Annotated in this window: 13 protein-coding genes, 1 other RNA gene and 1 other annotated feature; of the genes, 11 read left to right on the top strand and 3 right to left on the bottom strand. The window is 49.4% G+C overall.

Translation table 11 applies throughout. The features are described from left to right. Positions 1–34 precede the first annotated feature (34 nt). The 4 genes from HW447_RS07310 (at position 35) to HW447_RS07295 (ending at position 5,011) form a co-directional block, all read left to right on the top strand. A complete protein-coding gene (locus HW447_RS07310; RefSeq protein WP_176254668.1) occupies positions 35–1,729 on the top strand; it encodes a DEAD/DEAH box helicase in 1,695 nt (564 codons plus the stop codon). 59 nt (positions 1,730–1,788) lie between these two features. Continuing rightward, entirely contained in the window at positions 1,789–2,280 is a 492-nt protein-coding gene (ybaK, locus tag HW447_RS07305) for a Cys-tRNA(Pro) deacylase (protein WP_176254667.1), read from the top strand. Between the two features lie 136 nt (positions 2,281–2,416). Beyond that, a non-coding RNA gene (gene ssrS / locus HW447_RS07300) (6S RNA) lies at positions 2,417–2,593 on the top strand. 132 nt (positions 2,594–2,725) lie between these two features. Then, positions 2,726–5,011 (top strand): SpoIID/LytB domain-containing protein, encoded by a 2,286-nt coding sequence (locus tag HW447_RS07295; RefSeq protein WP_176254666.1) that lies wholly within the window; start codon positions 2,726–2,728, stop codon positions 5,009–5,011. Positions 5,012–5,115: 104 nt separating this feature from the next. Here HW447_RS07295 and HW447_RS07290 read toward each other — a convergent pair whose 3' ends face one another. Both HW447_RS07290 and HW447_RS07285 read right to left on the bottom strand, forming a co-directional pair. Further along, positions 5,116–5,850, bottom strand: a complete 735-nt coding sequence (locus HW447_RS07290) for a 3D domain-containing protein (protein WP_176254665.1) — start codon at positions 5,848–5,850, stop codon at positions 5,116–5,118. Positions 5,851–6,155: 305 nt separating this feature from the next. After that, positions 6,156–6,614, bottom strand: coding sequence for a 3D domain-containing protein (locus HW447_RS07285; protein WP_176254664.1), 459 nt, complete (start codon positions 6,612–6,614; stop codon positions 6,156–6,158). 336 nt (positions 6,615–6,950) lie between these two features. Here HW447_RS07285 and hrcA point away from each other — a divergent pair, with 336 nt between their 5' ends. From hrcA to HW447_RS07260, 5 genes are all read left to right on the top strand, one after another. Continuing rightward, positions 6,951–7,997, top strand: coding sequence for a heat-inducible transcriptional repressor HrcA (gene hrcA / locus HW447_RS07280; RefSeq protein ID WP_176254663.1), 1,047 nt, complete (start codon positions 6,951–6,953; stop codon positions 7,995–7,997). A 60-nt stretch (positions 7,998–8,057) separates the two neighbouring features. Next, entirely contained in the window at positions 8,058–8,606 is a 549-nt protein-coding gene (gene grpE, locus HW447_RS07275) for a nucleotide exchange factor GrpE (protein ID WP_176254787.1), read from the top strand. 60 nt (positions 8,607–8,666) lie between these two features. After that, positions 8,667–10,526: a molecular chaperone DnaK gene (dnaK, locus tag HW447_RS07270; protein ID WP_176254662.1), complete on the top strand. Its 1,860-nt coding sequence runs from the start codon at positions 8,667–8,669 to the stop codon at positions 10,524–10,526. 210 nt (positions 10,527–10,736) lie between these two features. Beyond that, positions 10,737–11,897 carry a molecular chaperone DnaJ gene (dnaJ, locus tag HW447_RS07265; RefSeq protein ID WP_176254661.1) on the top strand — a complete coding sequence of 387 codons (1,161 nt, stop codon included), beginning with the start codon at positions 10,737–10,739 and terminating at the stop codon, positions 11,895–11,897. Between the two features lie 319 nt (positions 11,898–12,216). After that, positions 12,217–13,125: an SDR family oxidoreductase gene (locus HW447_RS07260; RefSeq protein ID WP_176254660.1), complete on the top strand. Its 909-nt coding sequence runs from the start codon at positions 12,217–12,219 to the stop codon at positions 13,123–13,125. A gap of 27 nt (positions 13,126–13,152) precedes the next feature. Here the strand turns inward: HW447_RS07260 and HW447_RS07255 are convergent, their stop codons facing one another. Further along, the gene (locus HW447_RS07255) at positions 13,153–14,055 is read right to left on the bottom strand and encodes a DNA-3-methyladenine glycosylase family protein (protein WP_176254659.1); all 903 of its coding nucleotides are present in this window, start codon (positions 14,053–14,055) and stop codon (positions 13,153–13,155) included. A gap of 211 nt (positions 14,056–14,266) precedes the next feature. Next, positions 14,267–14,531, top strand: a binding site (T-box leader). A gap of 93 nt (positions 14,532–14,624) precedes the next feature. Between HW447_RS07255 and pheS the strand changes: the two genes are divergently transcribed. After that, positions 14,625–15,644, top strand: a complete 1,020-nt coding sequence (gene pheS, locus HW447_RS07250; RefSeq protein ID WP_176254658.1) for a phenylalanine--tRNA ligase subunit alpha — start codon at positions 14,625–14,627, stop codon at positions 15,642–15,644. A 117-nt stretch (positions 15,645–15,761) separates the two neighbouring features. Then, positions 15,762–18,194, top strand: coding sequence for a phenylalanine--tRNA ligase subunit beta (gene pheT, locus HW447_RS07245; protein WP_176254657.1), 2,433 nt, complete (start codon positions 15,762–15,764; stop codon positions 18,192–18,194). Positions 18,195–18,366 lie beyond the last annotated feature (172 nt).

The following is an 18,366-nucleotide window of genomic DNA, read 5'->3' as shown; positions in this document are numbered from 1 at the left end:
TTAAAGTCAGAATGAAAGAGGAAAATAACAGTTCATGGATATTGTGAAATTTGAAGAGTTACAGTTAGATGACCGGATCATCCGTGCTATTACGGAGATGGGCTTTGAAGAGGCATCTCCCATCCAGGCCCAGGCGATCCCAGTTGTATTAGAAGGCAGAGATATCATTGGCCAGGCTCAGACCGGTACGGGAAAGACAGCTGCGTTCGGGCTCCCGCTGCTTCAGAGGGTAGATCCGAAGGTTAAGAAGCTGCAGGCTATTGTGCTGCTGCCGACCAGAGAGCTTGCGATCCAGGTGGCGGAGGAGCTGCGCCGATTTGCCAAGTTTATGCATGGTATAAAGGTTCTTCCCATCTACGGCGGTCAGGATATTGTCCGCCAGATCCGGGCCTTAAAGGATGGCACACAGATTGTGGTGGGCACTCCGGGCCGCGTGATGGATCATATGCGCCGCAAGACGGTGAAAACCGATCATGTTCATACCGTTGTTCTGGATGAAGCGGACGAGATGCTAAATATGGGCTTTTTAGAGGATATGGAGACTATCCTGAGCCAGCTTCCTGCCGAGCGTCAGACGCTTATGTTTTCCGCTACCATGCCTCCGGCCATTGCGGAAATTGCAAGGAAATTCCAGACGGATCCCGTTACAGTCCGGGTGATCAAAAAGGAACTGACTGTTCCCAAGGTGACACAGTATTATTATGAAGTAAAGCCCAAAAACAAGGTGGAGGTAATGTGCCGTCTTTTAGATCTCTATGATCCCAAGCTTTCCATTGCATTCTGCAATACCAAGCGTCAGGTGGATGAACTGGTTCAGGCTCTTCAGGGAAGAGGCTATTTTGCTGACGGCCTTCACGGCGATTTAAAGCAGGTTCAGAGAGACCGGGTGATGGAAAGTTTCCGCAATGGACGCACGGATATTCTTATCGCTACCGATGTGGCCGCCAGAGGTATTGACGTGGGAAATGTAGAGGCGGTATTTAACTACGATATTCCTCAGGATGACGAGTATTATGTCCACCGCATCGGCCGTACCGGAAGAGCGGGCAGAGAGGGAAAGGCCTTCAGTCTGGTAGTAGGCAGAGAGGTTTATAAGCTCCGTGATATTCAGCGTTACTGCAAGACAAAGATCATCCCTCAGGCGATCCCTTCCTTGAATGACATTACAGAGATCAAGGCAGAGAAGATCTTAGACCAGGTACAGGAGACCTTAAATGACAGCGACCTGACAAAGATGGTAAATATTCTGGAAAAGAAGCTGATCGAGGAGGACTACACTTCCTTAGATCTGGCGGCGGCACTCCTTAAAATGGCCATGGGCGATGACAACGAGGATATCATCGATAGCTATATGCCGGCCAGATCCTTAGACGATCTTGACAGCTACGGCAGAGGACGCGGACGGGACAGAGGACGCGGCGGCAGAGGCGGACGCAAGGGCGCAACGGACCGGGCGGCCATTGATTATGTGACCGGCGGCGGGGAGCATATGGCGCGTCTGTTTATCAATATCGGGAAATCCCAGCGGGTGACTCCGGGAGATATCCTGGGCGCTGTGGCGGGAGAGTCCGGCATTCCCGGCCGTCTGGTAGGCAGCATTGATATGTATGACGGCTACACCTTTGTAGACGTACCTGCCCAGTATGCCGAGGACGTATTAAAGGCCATGAGCCATGCAAAGATCCGGGGCAAAAATGTCCATGTGGAAAAAGCCAATTCCAGACGGTAATGGAACGAACATCCGCGGTTTCAGACAGGGCTGCGGCTAAAAGAGAGAAGGGATCATCCATGAAGGGAAAAAAGACTGAGGAGACAGTTAAGACAAATGTGATGCGTCTTTTGGAGGCGGCAGGTATTCATTTTGAAACAGGAACCTATGAGGTAGATGAAAACGACCTTTCCGGCAGCCATGCCGCAGATCTGATGGGTGTGGATCATGACCAGATGTACAAGACGCTCGTCTTAAAGGGCGAGAAAAAGGGATATCTGGTATGCTGTCTCCCTGTGGATGAGGAACTGGATCTGAAAAAAGTTGCCAGGGCCGCCGGGGAAAAGAAGGTGGAAATGATTCACGTAAAGGATATGCTTTCCATCACCGGATATATCCGGGGCGGCTGTTCTCCCATTGGAATGAAAAAGAAATTCCCTACCTACATTGAGGAGACGGCCCAGCTCTTTGAGACGGTCACAGTAAGCGCCGGACAGAGAGGCGTTCAGGTTACCCTGTCGCCGGAGGATCTGAGGGCATATACAGAGGGAGTCTTTGCGCCGTTGATCTGAGATTTGGAAATATTCTCCAAAGTACCCTCTTCTTTCCAGGTCAAAATGTGTGATCCTGGCGCAAAGTTGAAAAAATCAGCTTGAAAAACACGGCGCTTTGGGTTATAATAGGGCCATAATAAATGAGACATATTTGTGATTCCTGGGGTGTTCGATTTCTTACCAATTTTGAACCTACATTTGACAAAAGGGATTCCAATATTTTTAAGCGGATGTCACGCCTCCGTACGAGTGGAAGGCAGAAGTTTAAGTGAGGTTGCCCACCTAGCATTGCTAGGCGTCAATATGTAAGAGCCGGCACCTTGGGGTCACAGATGATAAAAGCAGCGGGGGATTTCTCGCTGCTTTCTTTCATATCTGGATCCTGCCGTCTTGTGGATAAGACAGATAGGAAGCTTTTTTATCTTAAGATGGCGCAACATGAGTATGACGGGAGAATCACGGAATGAATGGTAAAAATAAAATGATTGCCTGGATAGCCGGAACGATCACGGTCATTATTCTTCTGGCTGTTCTGATCGTTTGGATGGAGCCTGCAAAAGAAGGCATTTCCAGAGCGGAGGCTTATAAAGCGCTGGCATTGGTATTTGCCGACCGCCAGGAGTGTGAGAGCGCAGAGGAACAGCGGCAGAAATCCTGGTTTTCGGACCAGGAAAAGGATAACTGGTTCGTAAAATATATGGATCTGCTGTATGAGAAGGGGTATCTGGATCCATCCCTTACGCCGGCTGATTTGGAGAGCGCTCAGAAAAAGCTGACCTATGGGGAGGCTGCGTTTGCGGCGGAGCAGATTTCCGGCCGGCTGAAACGCCAGGTAGGAATGAATAAGGGAAACCGGGAAAAACCATTTCCGGCAGATCAATGGTGGGATCTTTACCGGGCTATTTTAAAAGAGGCGGATCCGCAGGGAAACGTAAAAGAGGTGGAGGCTATTTTATATGGAACGCCTTCCAATATCAAGGATGCGCCCAGCTGGACCGCATATACTACGGAAGGAGAGTACGGCTTTCAGGGACTGGCTCTGGATGCCTGGCTGGATCATGAGATCCGCTTTATGGTTCGGGGAAATGAGATAGCTGCTGTGACTGCAGTGGAAAGCAGCGATGTGGTGTACCGTAATATCTGGCTGTCTCAGGTAAAGGATGGCGTATTTCAGGCTTATATGGGCGCAGCCTCCAGGGAATTTACGGCAGAGGGAAAGCTGGCGGAAGAGGCCAAAAAGACAGAGGCCAAGCTGGCCCCCAATCTGGCGGATCTCCACATGAAGGATGGACGTCTGACCAAGGTGACGGTAAAGAAGGAGCGGATTCATGGGAAAATTCTTTCCGTTACAGACGATACGGTTGAGATCGAAGGCTATGGAAAGATTCCTCTGGATGAAAATTTCCATGTATATAAGCTTTACGGTGATTTCAGCGTGCTTGGCGCTGCAGATATCCTGGTTGGCTATGATCTTCAGGAGTTTGTGGCAGCGGATGGGAAACTCTGTGCGGCTCTTTTAGAGAGGCCGTTTGATGCCAAGACCATCCGGGTTCTCTTGATGGATACGGGGTTTAAGAGTCTGTTCCACCAGAGCGCGGAGATTAAGCTTAACTCCGGTGCGGAAATTACCTATAAAAATGAAAATGGCGATGATGAGGTCAGCCGCTTAAACCAGGGCGATGTGCTGAAACTGACCCTGGAGGATGAACGGCTGCAAAATGGCCGCATGACTATAAAACCGGATGGGGAAGAGGGAATTACAATCTGCTCCATAGAGCGCAGTCAGGGCCAGCCGGTTTACAGCGGTTCTCTGGAGATAAAAAAAGAGTCAGACGGCCTTGTACTCATCAACGAGCTGTATCTGGAGGATTACTTAAAAAAAGTGGTTCCCAGCGAAATGCCGGCCTCTTATGAAAAAGAGGCATTAAAGGCGCAGGCTGTCTGTGCCAGAACCTATGCTTACCGGCAGATCCAGGGCAATACATACGGCCAGTACGGCGCTCATGTGGACGACAGCACCAGCTTTCAGGTTTACAATAATATCACTACCAGCGAGCGTACCGATCAGGCGGTGGATGAGACCTACGGACAGATGCTCTTTTATAACGACACCCCCATTGAGGCATTTTATTACTCTACTTCCTGCGGCCATGGAGCGGATGGCAGTGTGTGGGGAAGCGGGGGAGAAGCCCTTCCTTACCTGAAGTCTAAGCAGATTAAAAATGGAGGAAGAGAACTGACCGAGGAGGACAATGAAACCTTTGACGCTTATATCCGCTCCCGCAAAGTCACGTCTTATGATGCAAAATACCCGATGTTTCGCTGGCAGACCGAACTGACGGCGGCTCAGATCGGCTTAAAGGCTTCTGCGGTGGGAAATGTTCAGGATGTGACCGTGACCTCGAGGGGGCTGGGCGGGATTGCTGCTGAGCTTACTGTGAAAGGAGACCAGGGCACAACCCGTATCAAGGGGCAGAGCGCCATTCGCACTTTTCTGGGAAATGAAGAAGCGCCGATTCGTAAACAGGACGGTTCTAAGATGACCACAGCTTCTCTTCCAAGTGCGTTTATTTCCATTGAGAAAATAACCGATGAGGCTGGAAGTATTTCCTTCCGTATCTACGGCGGAGGCTTTGGCCATGGCGTAGGAATGAGCCAGAACGGAGCCCAGTCTATGGCAAAATCGGGAAAGACCTATAAAGATATCCTGGATTTCTTTTACCAGGGAGCGGAACTGAAAGAAAATTAAAGGATTTAAAAACTGTTAAAAATGCGCCTTGTTACAAATCCCCCGTAACAAGGCGCATTTTTGATACTGCGCGGCTGCGCATTTAAAAAGAGGAGGATGGGATCCTATGCCCGGACAAGAAATACCTCTGTATTCTGTACGCCATGGTGTTTGGACTCCGCGTGGGTATCATAAAAGATGTCGATATGGCGTCCACGTACGCCGCCGCCTTTATCCTCCGCAGTGTAGACAGTGCCGTTGATCATGATCTTGGAACCGTAGGGAACCACCGACGGGTCTACCGCGATGGTGTGGCGGGCAGTGGCTACGGCGCCGGTGCTGGTGTGGCGTCCCCAACTTCCGGAGCAGCTTTTACAGGGGCAATAGCCGGTGGTCTTGAATATGCCCAGAGACTGAAGCTGGGGGACCGTGCTGGAAGCTGCGTCTGGTTCCATAACCGCCTCAGGAGTTCCATTGGTATAGGTCCGGGTGTTGGAAAAGGCGCGTCCGTCTACAGAACCCTCGATCACATAGACACCGTCTCCAAACGACGCCCAGTCTACATTTAGGGTAAAGCCATGATTTCCGTTCCCTTTGCGGTCATCTAAGAGATTCTTGCGGAATTCGCCGGCAGACAGGCGTTCGTTTAAAACCTCTTCTCCCGTTGTTTCCTTTTTGATTACGATATGTACATTTAATGCCTGATCGGGTTCATCACTGTCATAAGCCCAGCCGCTAATGGTTTGACTGGTTACTTCCTCAAAACGTCCTTTTGCAGGGGCTGCAAAAACAGTAAGGGCAGAAGAAACGGTAAATGCGGCTGCCATGATGATCCCTGTCAGTAAGTGTTTTAGTTTCATAAACTTAACCTCCATTTGCGGTATTTCCGGAACCCGGAGATTCGGCATATACCGTTATTCATAATTGTTACTTAAAATTAACACAATACTAATATATGTAATATTTTTGTAACATATGAGCAATAAAGGACATTTTACCATATTTTTTTATTATGTCAAGTGAAAGATGAAACCAATTGATGGGGATGCTTTTAAAGGGAGTGTCTGCAAATAAAAAACTGAACCATCTTTTAAAAGACGATTCAGCTTCTTAAATGATCTGAGGAAATATATGGAAGAGGTTATTAACCCTGGTATTATACAGATTACTGTACAAGAAAAACCTCTGCGTAGTAGACGCCGTTTGCAAGCGCCTCGTCATGGCTGTCATAATAAATATCGAGAGTGTTTCCTTTTACGGATGACCCCTTATCTTCAACCGTATAGATAGTATCGCCGATACGCAGCTGAGTCCCGATTGGAAAGCGGGTGAGATCGGCGGAAATCGTGTGATGGGCTTTTGGAACTGTACCGGAATAGGTTAGTTTGTGTTCTCCGCTGCAACGTTCACAGCCGCAATAACCGGTGATTTTAAAGGTACCAAGAGAAACCTCGGCGGGAACTGGCTCTGCAGGCGGTTCTGATTCAACTGGCTCTTGGACTGCCTGTACGCCGGGGCCGGCGTTTACAAAGGAATTGTCATTTTCCTGAGCAAAGGCGGGAAAAGAACAAAGCAGTCCTAAGACCGCAGTTATTGTCAGAAAAGATATCTTCCACTTATACATATAGCTGCCTCCTGATGTTATGTTGCGGTAAATATAGTCTGGGTAGTTATGTGTGTGTTAGACTGTTTTTATTATATTACAAAAATATTAAAAGTCAAGCTGAAATGGTGAATAAAGTGTTACATATGTTACAGGCCTGCCTGTGGGGGGAAAGCGATGAATGGATTGTCTGAAAAGAAGAAGTTTATAAAAGGAATCTGAATTGCGAAAATCCGGGAAAATAATAAAAAATCCCTTGACAAAATCCGCGGAAAGGAATATATTATGGAATGTAGATGTTAGCACTCCACATTAACGAGTGCTAATAATCGAAAGAAAGGAAGGTGACAGGAACTGATGGATACGCAGCTGGATGACCGGAAGGTCACCATATTAAAGGCGATCATCAAAACCTACCTGGAAACAGGCGAGCCGGTTGGCTCCAGAACTATTTCCAAGTATTCAGAGTTAAAATTAAGTTCCGCCACCATCCGCAATGAGATGTCAGATCTGGAAGAGATGGGCTATATTATACAGCCGCATACTTCCGCGGGACGTATCCCTTCCGATAAGGGGTACCGGTTCTATGTAGACCAGATCATGCAGGAAAAGGACAATGAGGTCACAGAGCTTAAGGATATGATGGTTCAGAAGGTTGATAAGCTGGAACTGGTCCTTAAGAAGATGGCCCAGGTTCTGGCAGCCAACACCAAGTATGCGGCTATGATCAGCGGGCCCAGCTACCATAAGACGAAGCTGAAGTTCATTCAGCTCTCCAAAGTAGAGGAGCATAAGCTTTTGGTCGTTGTGGTGGTGGAAGGCAATATCGTTAAAAATACCATGATCGATATTGAAGAGGAACTGGGGGAGCAGGAACTGCTGAATCTGAACATCCTGTTAAACAGCAGCTTAAACGGGCTGACCATTGAAGAGATCAATCTGGATATCATCAGCCGGCTGAAAGGGGATGCAGGCATCCACAGCCAGGTGGTGGAACTGGTTTTAAATGAGGTGGCAGAGGCTATCAAGGCCGGTGGGGAAGATCTTCAGATCTATACCAGCGGGGCTACGAATATTTTCCGGTACCCGGAGCTCTCTGAGGGCGATAAGGCCAGCAAGCTGATTGGTACTTTGGAACATAAGGAAGTGCTTCAGGAGTTTGTCTCTGAGATCAATGGAGAAAGCAGTGACGACACGGGGATTCAGGTCTATATCGGCGATGAGACCCCGGTACAGTCCATGAAGGACTGCAGTGTTGTAACTGCCAACTATGATCTGGGAGGGGGCCTTCGGGGAACAGTGGGCATCATCGGCCCCAAGCGAATGGATTATGAAAAGGTTCTTGGGACGTTAAGAAATCTGATGAGCCAGCTGGATGCAGCATTTAAAAAGGATGAAAGGTGATAAGCAGTGAGTGAAGATATCAAGAAGGAAGATGTAAAGGACATTCCTGAGACAGAGGAAATGAAAGCCGGGGAAACAGAGGAAACGGCGGCTGAGACCGATACTCAGGAGACAGAAGCAGAGGAAACGTCTCAAAAGGAGTTAAAAGGAGGCTTCTTTAAGAAAAAGAAGGATCCCAAAGATGAGAAGATCGAGGAACTGACCGACCGCGTGAAACGCCAGATGGCTGAATTTGAGAATTTCCGCAAGAGAACGGAAAAAGAAAAATCCACCATGTATGAGATGGGCGCAAGGGATATCATCGAGCGTATGCTTCCGGTGATGGACAATTTTGAGAGAGGCCTGGCGGTAATTCCTGAGGACAAGAAGGAGGATCCGATTGCTGAGGGAATGGAAAAGATCTACAGGCAGCTTCAAAAGGTCTTTGAGGAGGCCGGAGTAAAGCCGATCGAGGCGGCCGGCAATGCGTTTGATCCCAATTTTCACAATGCGGTAATGCACATTGAGGATGAAAGTCTGGGAGAGAACATTGTGGCTGAGGAGCTTCAGAAGGGATATATGTACCGTGACAGTGTAGTAAGGCACAGTATGGTCAAGGTAGCAAACTGATATTTGGCTTTGGTTAGGAGAATAATCATTCTATATAGATCAAATTAGGAGGAAATCACTATGGGCAAGATTATTGGTATCGACTTAGGTACAACAAATAGCTGTGTGGCCGTTATGGAAGGCGGAAAGCCAACCGTTATCGCCAACGCAGAAGGAGTAAGAACAACTCCATCCATCGTGGCATTTACAAAGACAGGAGAGAGACTGGTAGGCGAGCCTGCAAAGCGTCAGGCTGTTACAAATGCAGACCGCACCATTTCTTCCATTAAACGCCATATGGGTACAGATTACAAGGTAGACATTGACGGAAAGAAGTATACACCTCAGGAGATCTCCGCAATGATCCTTCAGAAACTGAAGGCAGACGCAGAGAGCTATCTGGGTGAGACGGTTTCTGAGGCAGTTATCACAGTTCCCGCTTACTTTAATGACGCACAGCGTCAGGCAACCAAGGATGCAGGAAAGATTGCCGGTCTGGACGTAAAGCGTATTATCAACGAGCCGACTGCTGCTGCACTGGCTTACGGCCTTGACAATGAGAAAGAGCAGAAAATCATGGTATACGACCTTGGCGGCGGTACCTTCGATGTTTCCATCATCGAAATTGGTGACGGCGTAATCGAAGTTCTCTCTACCAACGGCGATACACGCCTTGGCGGCGATGATTTTGACAACGCCATTACAAACTGGATGATCGATGAGTTTAAGAAGGCAGAGGGCGTAGATCTTTCCGCTGACAAGATGGCTCTTCAGAGACTGAAGGAGGCAGCGGAAAAGGCAAAGAAGGAACTGTCTACCGCCACCACCACAAACATCAACCTTCCGTTCATCACAGCGACTGCAGAGGGACCAAAGCATCTGGATATGAACCTGACCAGAGCGAAGTTTGACGAGCTGACTCATGACCTCATCGAGCGCACCGCAATTCCGGTACAGAATGCGTTAAAGGATGCAGGCATCACTGCTTCAGAGCTTGGCAAGGTACTGTTAGTAGGCGGTTCTACCCGTATGATCTCCGCACAGGATAAGGTAAAGCAGATTACAGGAAAGGAACCAAGCAAATCTCTGAATCCAGATGAGTGCGTAGCCATCGGCGCAGCTATCCAGGGCGGCAAGCTGGCAGGCGATGCAGGGGCAGGAGATATCCTTCTTCTGGACGTAACTCCGCTGTCTCTGTCTATTGAGACTATGGGCGGCGTAGCAACCAGACTGATCGAGAGAAATACAACGATCCCGACTAAGAAGAGCCAGATCTTCTCTACAGCAGCTGACAATCAGACGGCAGTTGATATCCATGTGGTACAGGGCGAGCGTCAGTTTGCAAGAGACAACAAGACACTTGGTCAGTTCCGTCTGGATGGAATTCCGCCGGCAAGAAGAGGTATCCCTCAGATCGAAGTTACATTTGATATTGATGCCAACGGCATTGTAAATGTATCTGCAAAGGATCTGGGAACCGGAAAAGAGCAGCATATCACTATCACTTCCGGCTCCAATATGTCTGACGCTGATATTGATAAAGCAGTGAAGGAAGCGGCTGAGTATGAGGCTCAGGATAAGAAACGCAAGGAAGCCATTGATGCGAGAAATGATGCGGATTCTATGGTATTCCAGACAGAAAAGGCTCTGGAAGAGGTTGGCGATAAGATCGATGCTAATGACAAGTCCGAGGTAGAGGCTGACTTAAATGCACTCAAGGAAGCGATTAACCGGGCTCCGGTAGACCAGATGACTGATGCTCAGGTGGAAGATATCAAGGCTGGCAAGGAGAAACTGATGAACAGCGCTCAGAAGCTGTTTGCAAAGGTTTATGAGCAGACACAGCAGGCAGGAGCAGGTGCAGGCCCTGATATGGGCGGTGCGGCAGGCGGTTCAAGACCGGATGATGACGTAGTAGACGCTGATTTTAAGGAAGTTTAAAGAAATATGGATTCCCGCCTGTAACAGGGCGGGAACCCTTTATTTACAAAAACAACGAGCGGGGCGGGGGAATACGCCGGGGCTCGTTTAAACCTGTAAGGCCAGAGGTTCGGTCCATTGGGAAAGATGTCCCCTGGCCGGACCTAAAGGTCTGTTTGGGAATTGCTGAAAGTAAAGAAAAACGTGCTGATATAGTAAGAGGTAAACAACATGGCAGAAAGTAAGAGAGATTACTATGAAGTTCTGGGCGTTTCAAAGGACGCAGATGATGATGCCCTGAAAAAGGCGTACAGAAAGCTTGCCAAAAAGTATCATCCCGATGCGAATCCGGGCGATAAAGAGGCAGAGGCTAAATTTAAGGAGGCCTCTGAGGCATACAGTGTGCTCAGCGATCCCCAGAAGCGCCAGCAGTACGACCAGTTCGGCCATGCTGCCTTTGAACAGGGAGGCGGAGGAGCCGGAGGTTTTGGCGGATTTGGCGGGTTTGATTTTGGCGGCCAGGATATGGGAGATATTTTCGGAGACATTTTCGGAGATATTTTTGGCGGCGGCCGGTCGGCAAGAGGAAGGAGCGGCCCTCAGAGAGGCGCAAATGTCCGTACAGCAGTGAGGATTACCTTTGAGGAAGCGGTGTTTGGCTGCGAGAAGGAGATTGAGATCAACTTTAAGGAGACCTGTACAAGCTGCAACGGTTCCGGGGCAAAGGCGGGAACCTCTCCTCAGACCTGTACGAAATGTAATGGCAAGGGCAAGATTATGTATACCCAGCAGTCGTTCTTTGGTCAGGTACAGAATGTGCAGACCTGTCCTGAGTGCGGCGGTACTGGAAAGGTGATCAAGGAGAAGTGTCCGGATTGTTATGGCACGGGATATAAGACGGTGCGTAAGAAGTTTAAGGTGTCGATTCCGGCCGGCATTGACAATGGACAGTGCGTTCGTATGGCCGGAGGCGGAGAGCCGGGAACGAATGGCGGTGAGAGGGGCGACCTTCTGGTGGAGGCTGTAGTTTCCCAGCATCCGATCTTTAAGCGTCAGGATACCAGTATTTATTCCACAGTGCCGATTTCCTTTGCAAGAGCGGCTCTGGGCGGAACGATCCGTATCAAGACAGTGGACGGGGAAGTAGAGTATGAAGTTCGTCCCGGTACGCAGACGGATACGAAGGTAAGACTGAAAGGCAAGGGAGTGCCTTCTCTTAGAAACCGCAGCATGAGAGGCGACCATTATGTAACTTTAGTGGTTCAGGTGCCGGAACGGATGAATCAGGCGCAGAAGGAGGCTCTCAGAAGGTTTGATGAGGCTATGAACGGAACAGCGCCGGAGGAGGCAAAGCCCAAGAAGAAGGGGCTTAAGGATTTTTTTGAGAAATGAAGATAAGGCGGATGAGCGTGCCGGGATGAAGGCCTGCCTGTTAGACAGGTCAGCAGATTAGCGTGTAAATCCGCAGGGAAATAAGAGGGAGACTGCCTTGGCCGAACCTGATATGTGAAAGAGGGGAGGGAAGGGCGGTCTTTTTTTGATTTTTATAAGTCTCATCCGAAAGGTGTCTGCCTCTGTTTTTGAGCTGTCCTGAATTTTAGCCAAAAATTAAGAAAATCGCAAAGATTATGAGTGGGAGAGAGGGTATAATGATATCATTGTATAGGCATATTCCGGGAGGAGTATGCGGTAGAAAGGCTGTAGAAACACCATGAAAAAGCGAATTCTGATCACGGGCTCAGGAGGATTTCTGGGATCTAGACTTGCGGAATATTTTGAGGGGAAGGCCGGCTTTGAGACGGTGTCTGTTACCCACGAGGAACTGGATATTACAGATGCGTTGGCGGTATCTGCATTTTTTAGGGCAATCGGGCCGGAAACAGTGTTTCATTGCGCCGGGCTTTCCAATACATGGCAGTGTGAGCAGGATCCGAGAGCTTCAGGCCGGATCAACGTTCAGGGAACGGAAAATATAGCGAGGGCCTGCCGGGAGAACGCAAGCCGGCTGATCTTTATGAGTTCGGACCAGGTCTATACGGGGACGGATTCTATGGAGCCGAATAAGGAGTCAGACCGTGTAAAGCCGGTAAATGTATATGGAAAGGACAAACGCCGGGCGGAGGAGGCAGCCTTACTCCTGGCAAAGGAGGCCGTATGTCTCCGGCTGACCTGGATGTATGATCATCCGGCGCAGGGAAGAACGCCGGGAACCGGTCTGTTGGGCCAGCTGTTTGAGGCGGCAGACAGGGGAACGCCCGTTTTAAGCCCGGTGAACGACTATCGGGGAATCACCTATGTGTGGGATGTGATTCGGTCTATGGAGCGTGTAATGGAGCTTCCGGGAGGCATTTATAATTTCGGAAGCACGAACCGGAGAAACGCATACGAGACCGCAGGGATTTTTGCTCAGGCGGCAGCTGCGGAAACAGGGATTCTGGCGGAGGTAAAGGCAGACAGAAACCGCTTTGGGGCTCTTCCCAGAAACCTGACCATTGACACAGAGAAGATGACCTCCTGTGGACTACAGCTGGGAGATACGCTGGAGGGTCTGAAACGCTGCATGAATGACTACGGGGTTCGCTGGAGATACCAGGGAGACCGGGCTGCCGGACAAACGTAGGGATATCATCAGCAGACAGGGGGGTGCTTATTTGTTTGCTCCAAGGACGTTTCTTTCGTAATGGAAGATATATTGCTGCATTACTCCGGCGTAGCCCTCATAGCTGCCGAAACCATCCTGGATTATATGGTCGAAGAGCTGGCTTTTTGGGATGGTCAGGTATTTTTCTTTGTCAAAATAGTGCTCCATGAGGATTTTCTGGATCCAGGTATCCACAGGAAATGCCTCAATATGGTGAAGGCCGAAAAGGCAGATGCAGTTTGCGACCTTCTTTCCGATGCCGTAGAATCCGGTGAGATATTCCATGGCCTCCCGGTAGTCCAGAACATTCAGATGATCCAGATCCAGATTACCGCTGGCGGCATCTCTACAGAGCCGGTGGATATATTTGGCGCGGTAGCCCAGCTTTAAGGCCAGCAGGTCGTCTAAGGAGGCGCGGCACAGCTGTTCGGGAGTTGGAAAAGCAAAGGGGAGTGGGCCGCTTTCAGTCAGGGAAGGCGAAAACTCTGAAACGGCGGAGAGGGGCGTTCCATAGCCGCGGCACAGGGCTTCTACAAGGGAACGAATCGCAGGGATGGTCTTTTGCTGGGAGATCACAAAGGTAATGATCATTTCCCAGGGATCCTGGCGCAGGATGCGGATCCCCTTTCCGGCCTGGGCGGCCGCGGCAAGATATGTATCCTCCGGGTCAATGGAATCGATCATGGCCTGATAGTCCGCGGACAGGTCAAAATAGGAATGCCAGCCGCTTAGAGTATCCTCGCTGCATTCAAAGGTGAAAGATGTATTTTCCTGGCGGACAGAAAGAAACTTTCCGCGGCTGATCACGTTCCAGAGTCCCGGTTCATTTCCGGGCATCATTCGGAAACACTGGCCGGAAAGGGCAGTCTGTTCCAGATCAAAGCAGGGGATGGTGCAGGTGTATTTCATAGGTTGTGAATCCTTTCTCTGGTGCGGGATTTGAATCCGTTTTGGATAAAGGCATCCTCCGGCAGTGATGATTTTGCAGGATGCAGGTGCGCCGGGGGATAGTTCTATGATAGCGGGAAAACGTAAGAAGGTCAATGAGGAAATGGCGGAATCCAAAATAGGGGTTGACTTTTCCTGCTGAAACGGCTAGAATTTACAATAGATTCTATATCTAAAAGCGATGAGAGTGTACAGTAGGCTCTTATGTTCCGACAGAGAGGGAAGGCCATCGGCTGGAAGCGTTCCCGGGTTCACATAGGAAGCTGAATTTCCCACCGGAGCTGCATGGGTGAATGAAACCTGCCGGTTTTATAGCCTGTGACGTAAGCGCGCGTTAAGCGTTTTGAGCGCCTGTCAGGCCTTTAAAAAGGATGTGCCGTATATACGGACGGACAGGAACCAGGGTGGTACCGCGGAAATATTGATCCGTCCCTTCAGTTCACTGAAGGGGCGTTTTTTATTGTGCGGACAGCAGGCGGGACTGTGTTCCTGCTGTACATTTTTGAACGAGAACATGAAAAGGAGAAGCCATGAAAGAGCAGTTAGAGAAGATCAAAGAAGAGGCGTTGAAGCAGATTGGTGTTTCCGAAGGCCTCGAAAAACTGAATGACATCCGTGTCGCTTATCTGGGAAAGAAGGGAGAACTGACCACCCTCTTAAAGAGCATGAAGGATGTGGCTCCTGAGGATCGTCCTAAGGTAGGGCAGCTGGTAAATGAGGCCAGGGCCGTGATCGAAAGCCGCCTGGAGGAGGCTAAGACAGCACTGGCAAAGAAGGCCAGAGAAGAGCAGTTAAAGCGCGAGGTGATCGACGTAACCCTTCCGGCAAAGAAGAACAGCGTAGGCCACAGTCATCCCAATACCATTGCCCTGGAAGCTGTAGAGCGTATTTTCGTCGGTATGGGATATGAGGTAGTGGAGGGGCCTGAGGTAGAGTATGACGAGTATAATTTTACCAAATTAAACATTCCTCCAAACCATCCGGCAAAGGATGAACAGGATACCTTCTATATCAATAAGGATATCGTGCTCCGCACCCAGACCTCCCCGGTACAGGCCAGAATCATGGAGACAGGCAGACTGCCCATCCGCATGATTTCTCCAGGACGTGTATTCCGCTCCGATGAAGTGGATGCAACTCACTCCCCATCCTTCCATCAGGTGGAGGGCCTGGTAATCGACAAAAATATCACATTCTCTGATCTGAAGGGAACCTTGGCAGAGTTTGCAAAAGAAATGTTCGGGGCTGAAACAAAGGTTAAATTCCGTCCCCATCATTTTCCATTCACCGAGCCCAGCGCCGAGATGGATGTAAGCTGCTTTAAGTGCGGCGGAAAGGGCTGCCGTTTCTGTAAGGGCTCCGGCTGGATCGAGATCTTAGGCTGCGGTATGGTGCATCCACACGTATTTGAAATGTGCGGCATTGATCCCCAGGAATATACGGGCTTTGCCTTCGGCGTAGGCTTAGAGCGCATCGCCCTGTTAAAATATGAGATCGACGATATGCGTCTGCTCTATGAGAATGACATTCGCTTCCTTAAGCAGTTTTAACCGGCTAAGCATCGGAGAATGCGCTTAAACGGGGGAGTCCCTGTCTTTCAGAAGGTGCGGCGGGGCAGGCCCCTGCGCCCAATATTTTTCGACAAAAAAACATAAAGGAGAACCAACATGAACACAGCATTATCATGGATCAAAGCATATGTTCCTGACCTGGATGTGACTGCACAGCAGTATACAGACGCCATGACACTGACAGGCACCAAGGTCGAAGGATATACCTGTTTAGATAAAAACCTGGAAAAGATTGTGGTAGGAGAGATCCTTTCCGTAGAACGCCATCCTGACGCAGACAAGCTGGTGGTCTGCCAGGTAAATGTGGGCCAGACAGAACCGGTTCAGATCGTTACAGGTGCTCCAAATATCACAAAGGAGTCTGTGGGAGCCAGGGTTCCGGTGGTACTGGACGGCGGACGTGTAGCCGGAGGCCATGACGGCGGCCCTCTTCCTGAGGAAGGCATTAAAATCAAAAAAGGCAAACTAAGAGGCGTAGAGTCCTTTGGTATGATGTGCTCCGTCGAGGAACTGGGAGCTGACCGGAATATGTATCCCGACGCTCCGGAAAGCGGTATTTATCTGCTGCCGCAGGACAGCGTTCCTGGTGATGACGCAGTCCGTATTCTTGGGTTAAGGGATGTTGTATTTGAGTATGAGATTACATCCAACCGGGTGGACTGCTACAGCGTAGTGGGGATCGCAAGAGAGGCGGCCGCGACCTTCGGCAAGTCCTTCCACCCTCCGGTAATTACGGCGACAGGCAATGGAGAGGATGTTCACGATTATTTAAAGGTACGCGTAGAGAATACCGATCTGTGCAGGCGCTACTGCGCAAGAATGGTAAAGAACATTAAGCTGGCCCCTTCACCCGAATGGATGCAGCGCCGCCTGGCTGCCAGCGGCATCCGCCCCATCAACAACATTGTGGATATTACCAATTATGTGATGGAAGAGTACGGACAGCCGATGCACGCTTTTGATTATGACCAGCTGGCCGGTCATGAAATTGTGGTAAAATGCGCTGGGGACAAAGATGTATTCCAGACCTTGGACGGGCAGGAAAGAAAGCTGGATTCCACAGTTTTAATGATCAATGACGCTGAAAAGCAGGTAGGAATCGCCGGTATTATGGGCGGTGAAAACTCTAAAATCACGGACAATGTTTCCGCCATGGTGTTTGAGTGCGCCTGCTTTGACGGCACCAATATCCGTCTTTCTGCCAAGAAGCTGGGACTGCGCACGGACGCTTCCGGCAAGTATGAAAAGGGTCTGGATCCCAATACGGCAGAGGAGGCTGTAAACCGAGCCTGCCAGCTGATTAAGGAGCTGGGAGCCGGTGAGGTTGTTGGCGGCATGATCGATGTTTACCCCGTTAAGAGAGGGGAAACAAGAGTAAAGTTTGAGCCAGAGAAGATCAATAAACTGCTTGGCACAGACGTTTTGGCAGAAGATATGCTTGCATACTTTAAGAAAATCGATCTCGGCTATGATGAGGATACGCAGGAGGTCGTAGTTCCCAGCTGGCGTCAGGACGTGCTGTGCATGGCAGATCTGGCAGAGGAAGTGGCAAGATTTTATGGTTATGACAAGATCCCGACCACCCTTCCTTCCGGAGAAGCTACAACAGGAAAGCTTTCCTATAAGCTGATGATCGAGGAACTGGCAAGAGAGACGGCAGAGTTTTGCGGTTTCTCTCAGGGGATGACATATTCCTTTGAAAGTCCCAGGGTATTTGATAAGCTGCTGATTCCTCAGGAGAGCGGCTTAAGAAAGGTCATTACCATTTCCAATCCTCTTGGAGAGGACTTCAGCATCATGCGAACACTGCCGTTAAACGGTATGCTGGCATCGCTGTCTACCAACTATAATCGCCGCAATAAAGAAGTTCGCCTCTATGAGCTTGCAAATGTATACCGTCCCAAGGCGCTTCCTCTAACAGAGCTGCCGGATGAGCGTATGCAGTTTACTCTTGGTATGTACGGAAACGGAGATTTCTTTGACATGAAGGGAGTGGTAGAGGAATTCTTCGATAAGGTGGGAATGAACAAAAAGGTTCATTATGATCCGAACGGGGATCACCCATACCTGCATCCCGGCAGAAAAGCAGATATTGTTTATGAGGGACATACAGTAGGATTCTTAGGTGAGGTACACCCTGAAGTGGCCCAAAACTATAAGATCGGCGACAGGGCTTATGTGGCTGTGATCGATATGCCTGCCATAACAGAATTTACCACCTTTGATCGGAAATACACGGGCATTGCCAAATTCCCGGCTGTTACCAGGGATATCAGTATGGTAGTTCCAAAGAAGATCCTGGTAGGACAGATTGAGGATGTGATCAGTCAGAGAGGCGGAAAGATCTTAGAAAGCTGCCATCTGTTTGATATTTACGAAGGTGCTCAGGTGCTGGCAGGCCACAAGTCTGTTGCCTACTCCATTACCTTCCGCGCCAAGGATCATACCCTGGAGGAGAAGGAAGTAACGGCTGTGATGAACAAGATTTTAAGTGGTTTAAAGGAACTTGGGATTGAGCTGAGAGCGTAAGCAGGCTGCAGGGAAAAAGATAAAAAATCATGAACCTCCCGGAAAACCGGCCGTGCTGGTTTTTCGGGGGGTTTTTGCGAAAACAGCAGATTTTCCTGGCTTATTTGCAGTAATTACAGTATACTTTTTGTCAGGGAGGTAAATAAAATCTCATGTATTTACACAAAACAGG

The sequence above is a fragment of the Enterocloster alcoholdehydrogenati genome (genome assembly GCF_013282095.1).
Taxonomy (GTDB): Bacteria; Bacillota; Clostridia; order Lachnospirales; family Lachnospiraceae; genus Enterocloster; species Enterocloster alcoholdehydrogenati.
This window is presented reverse-complemented; position numbering and strand designations above follow the sequence as displayed.

What these genes read in the sequence shown, in the direction of transcription:
- HW447_RS07310 (WP_176254668.1), top strand. Translation starts at nt 35, where the DNA reads ATGGATATTGTGAAATTTGAAGAGTTACAGTTAGATGACCGGATCATC.
- HW447_RS07260 (WP_176254660.1), top strand. Translation starts at nt 12,217, where the DNA reads ATGAAAAAGCGAATTCTGATCACGGGCTCAGGAGGATTTCTGGGATCT.
- pheT (WP_176254657.1), top strand. Translation starts at nt 15,762, where the DNA reads ATGAACACAGCATTATCATGGATCAAAGCATATGTTCCTGACCTGGAT.
- pheS (WP_176254658.1), top strand. Translation starts at nt 14,625, where the DNA reads ATGAAAGAGCAGTTAGAGAAGATCAAAGAAGAGGCGTTGAAGCAGATT.
- dnaK (WP_176254662.1), top strand. Translation starts at nt 8,667, where the DNA reads ATGGGCAAGATTATTGGTATCGACTTAGGTACAACAAATAGCTGTGTG.
- dnaJ (WP_176254661.1), top strand. Translation starts at nt 10,737, where the DNA reads ATGGCAGAAAGTAAGAGAGATTACTATGAAGTTCTGGGCGTTTCAAAG.
- ybaK (WP_176254667.1), top strand. Translation starts at nt 1,789, where the DNA reads ATGAAGGGAAAAAAGACTGAGGAGACAGTTAAGACAAATGTGATGCGT.
- HW447_RS07285 (WP_176254664.1), bottom strand. Translation starts at nt 6,614, where the DNA reads ATGTATAAGTGGAAGATATCTTTTCTGACAATAACTGCGGTCTTAGGA.
- hrcA (WP_176254663.1), top strand. Translation starts at nt 6,951, where the DNA reads ATGGATACGCAGCTGGATGACCGGAAGGTCACCATATTAAAGGCGATC.
- HW447_RS07255 (WP_176254659.1), bottom strand. Translation starts at nt 14,055, where the DNA reads ATGAAATACACCTGCACCATCCCCTGCTTTGATCTGGAACAGACTGCC.
- grpE (WP_176254787.1), top strand. Translation starts at nt 8,058, where the DNA reads ATGAAAGCCGGGGAAACAGAGGAAACGGCGGCTGAGACCGATACTCAG.
- HW447_RS07295 (WP_176254666.1), top strand. Translation starts at nt 2,726, where the DNA reads ATGAATGGTAAAAATAAAATGATTGCCTGGATAGCCGGAACGATCACG.
- HW447_RS07290 (WP_176254665.1), bottom strand. Translation starts at nt 5,850, where the DNA reads ATGAAACTAAAACACTTACTGACAGGGATCATCATGGCAGCCGCATTT.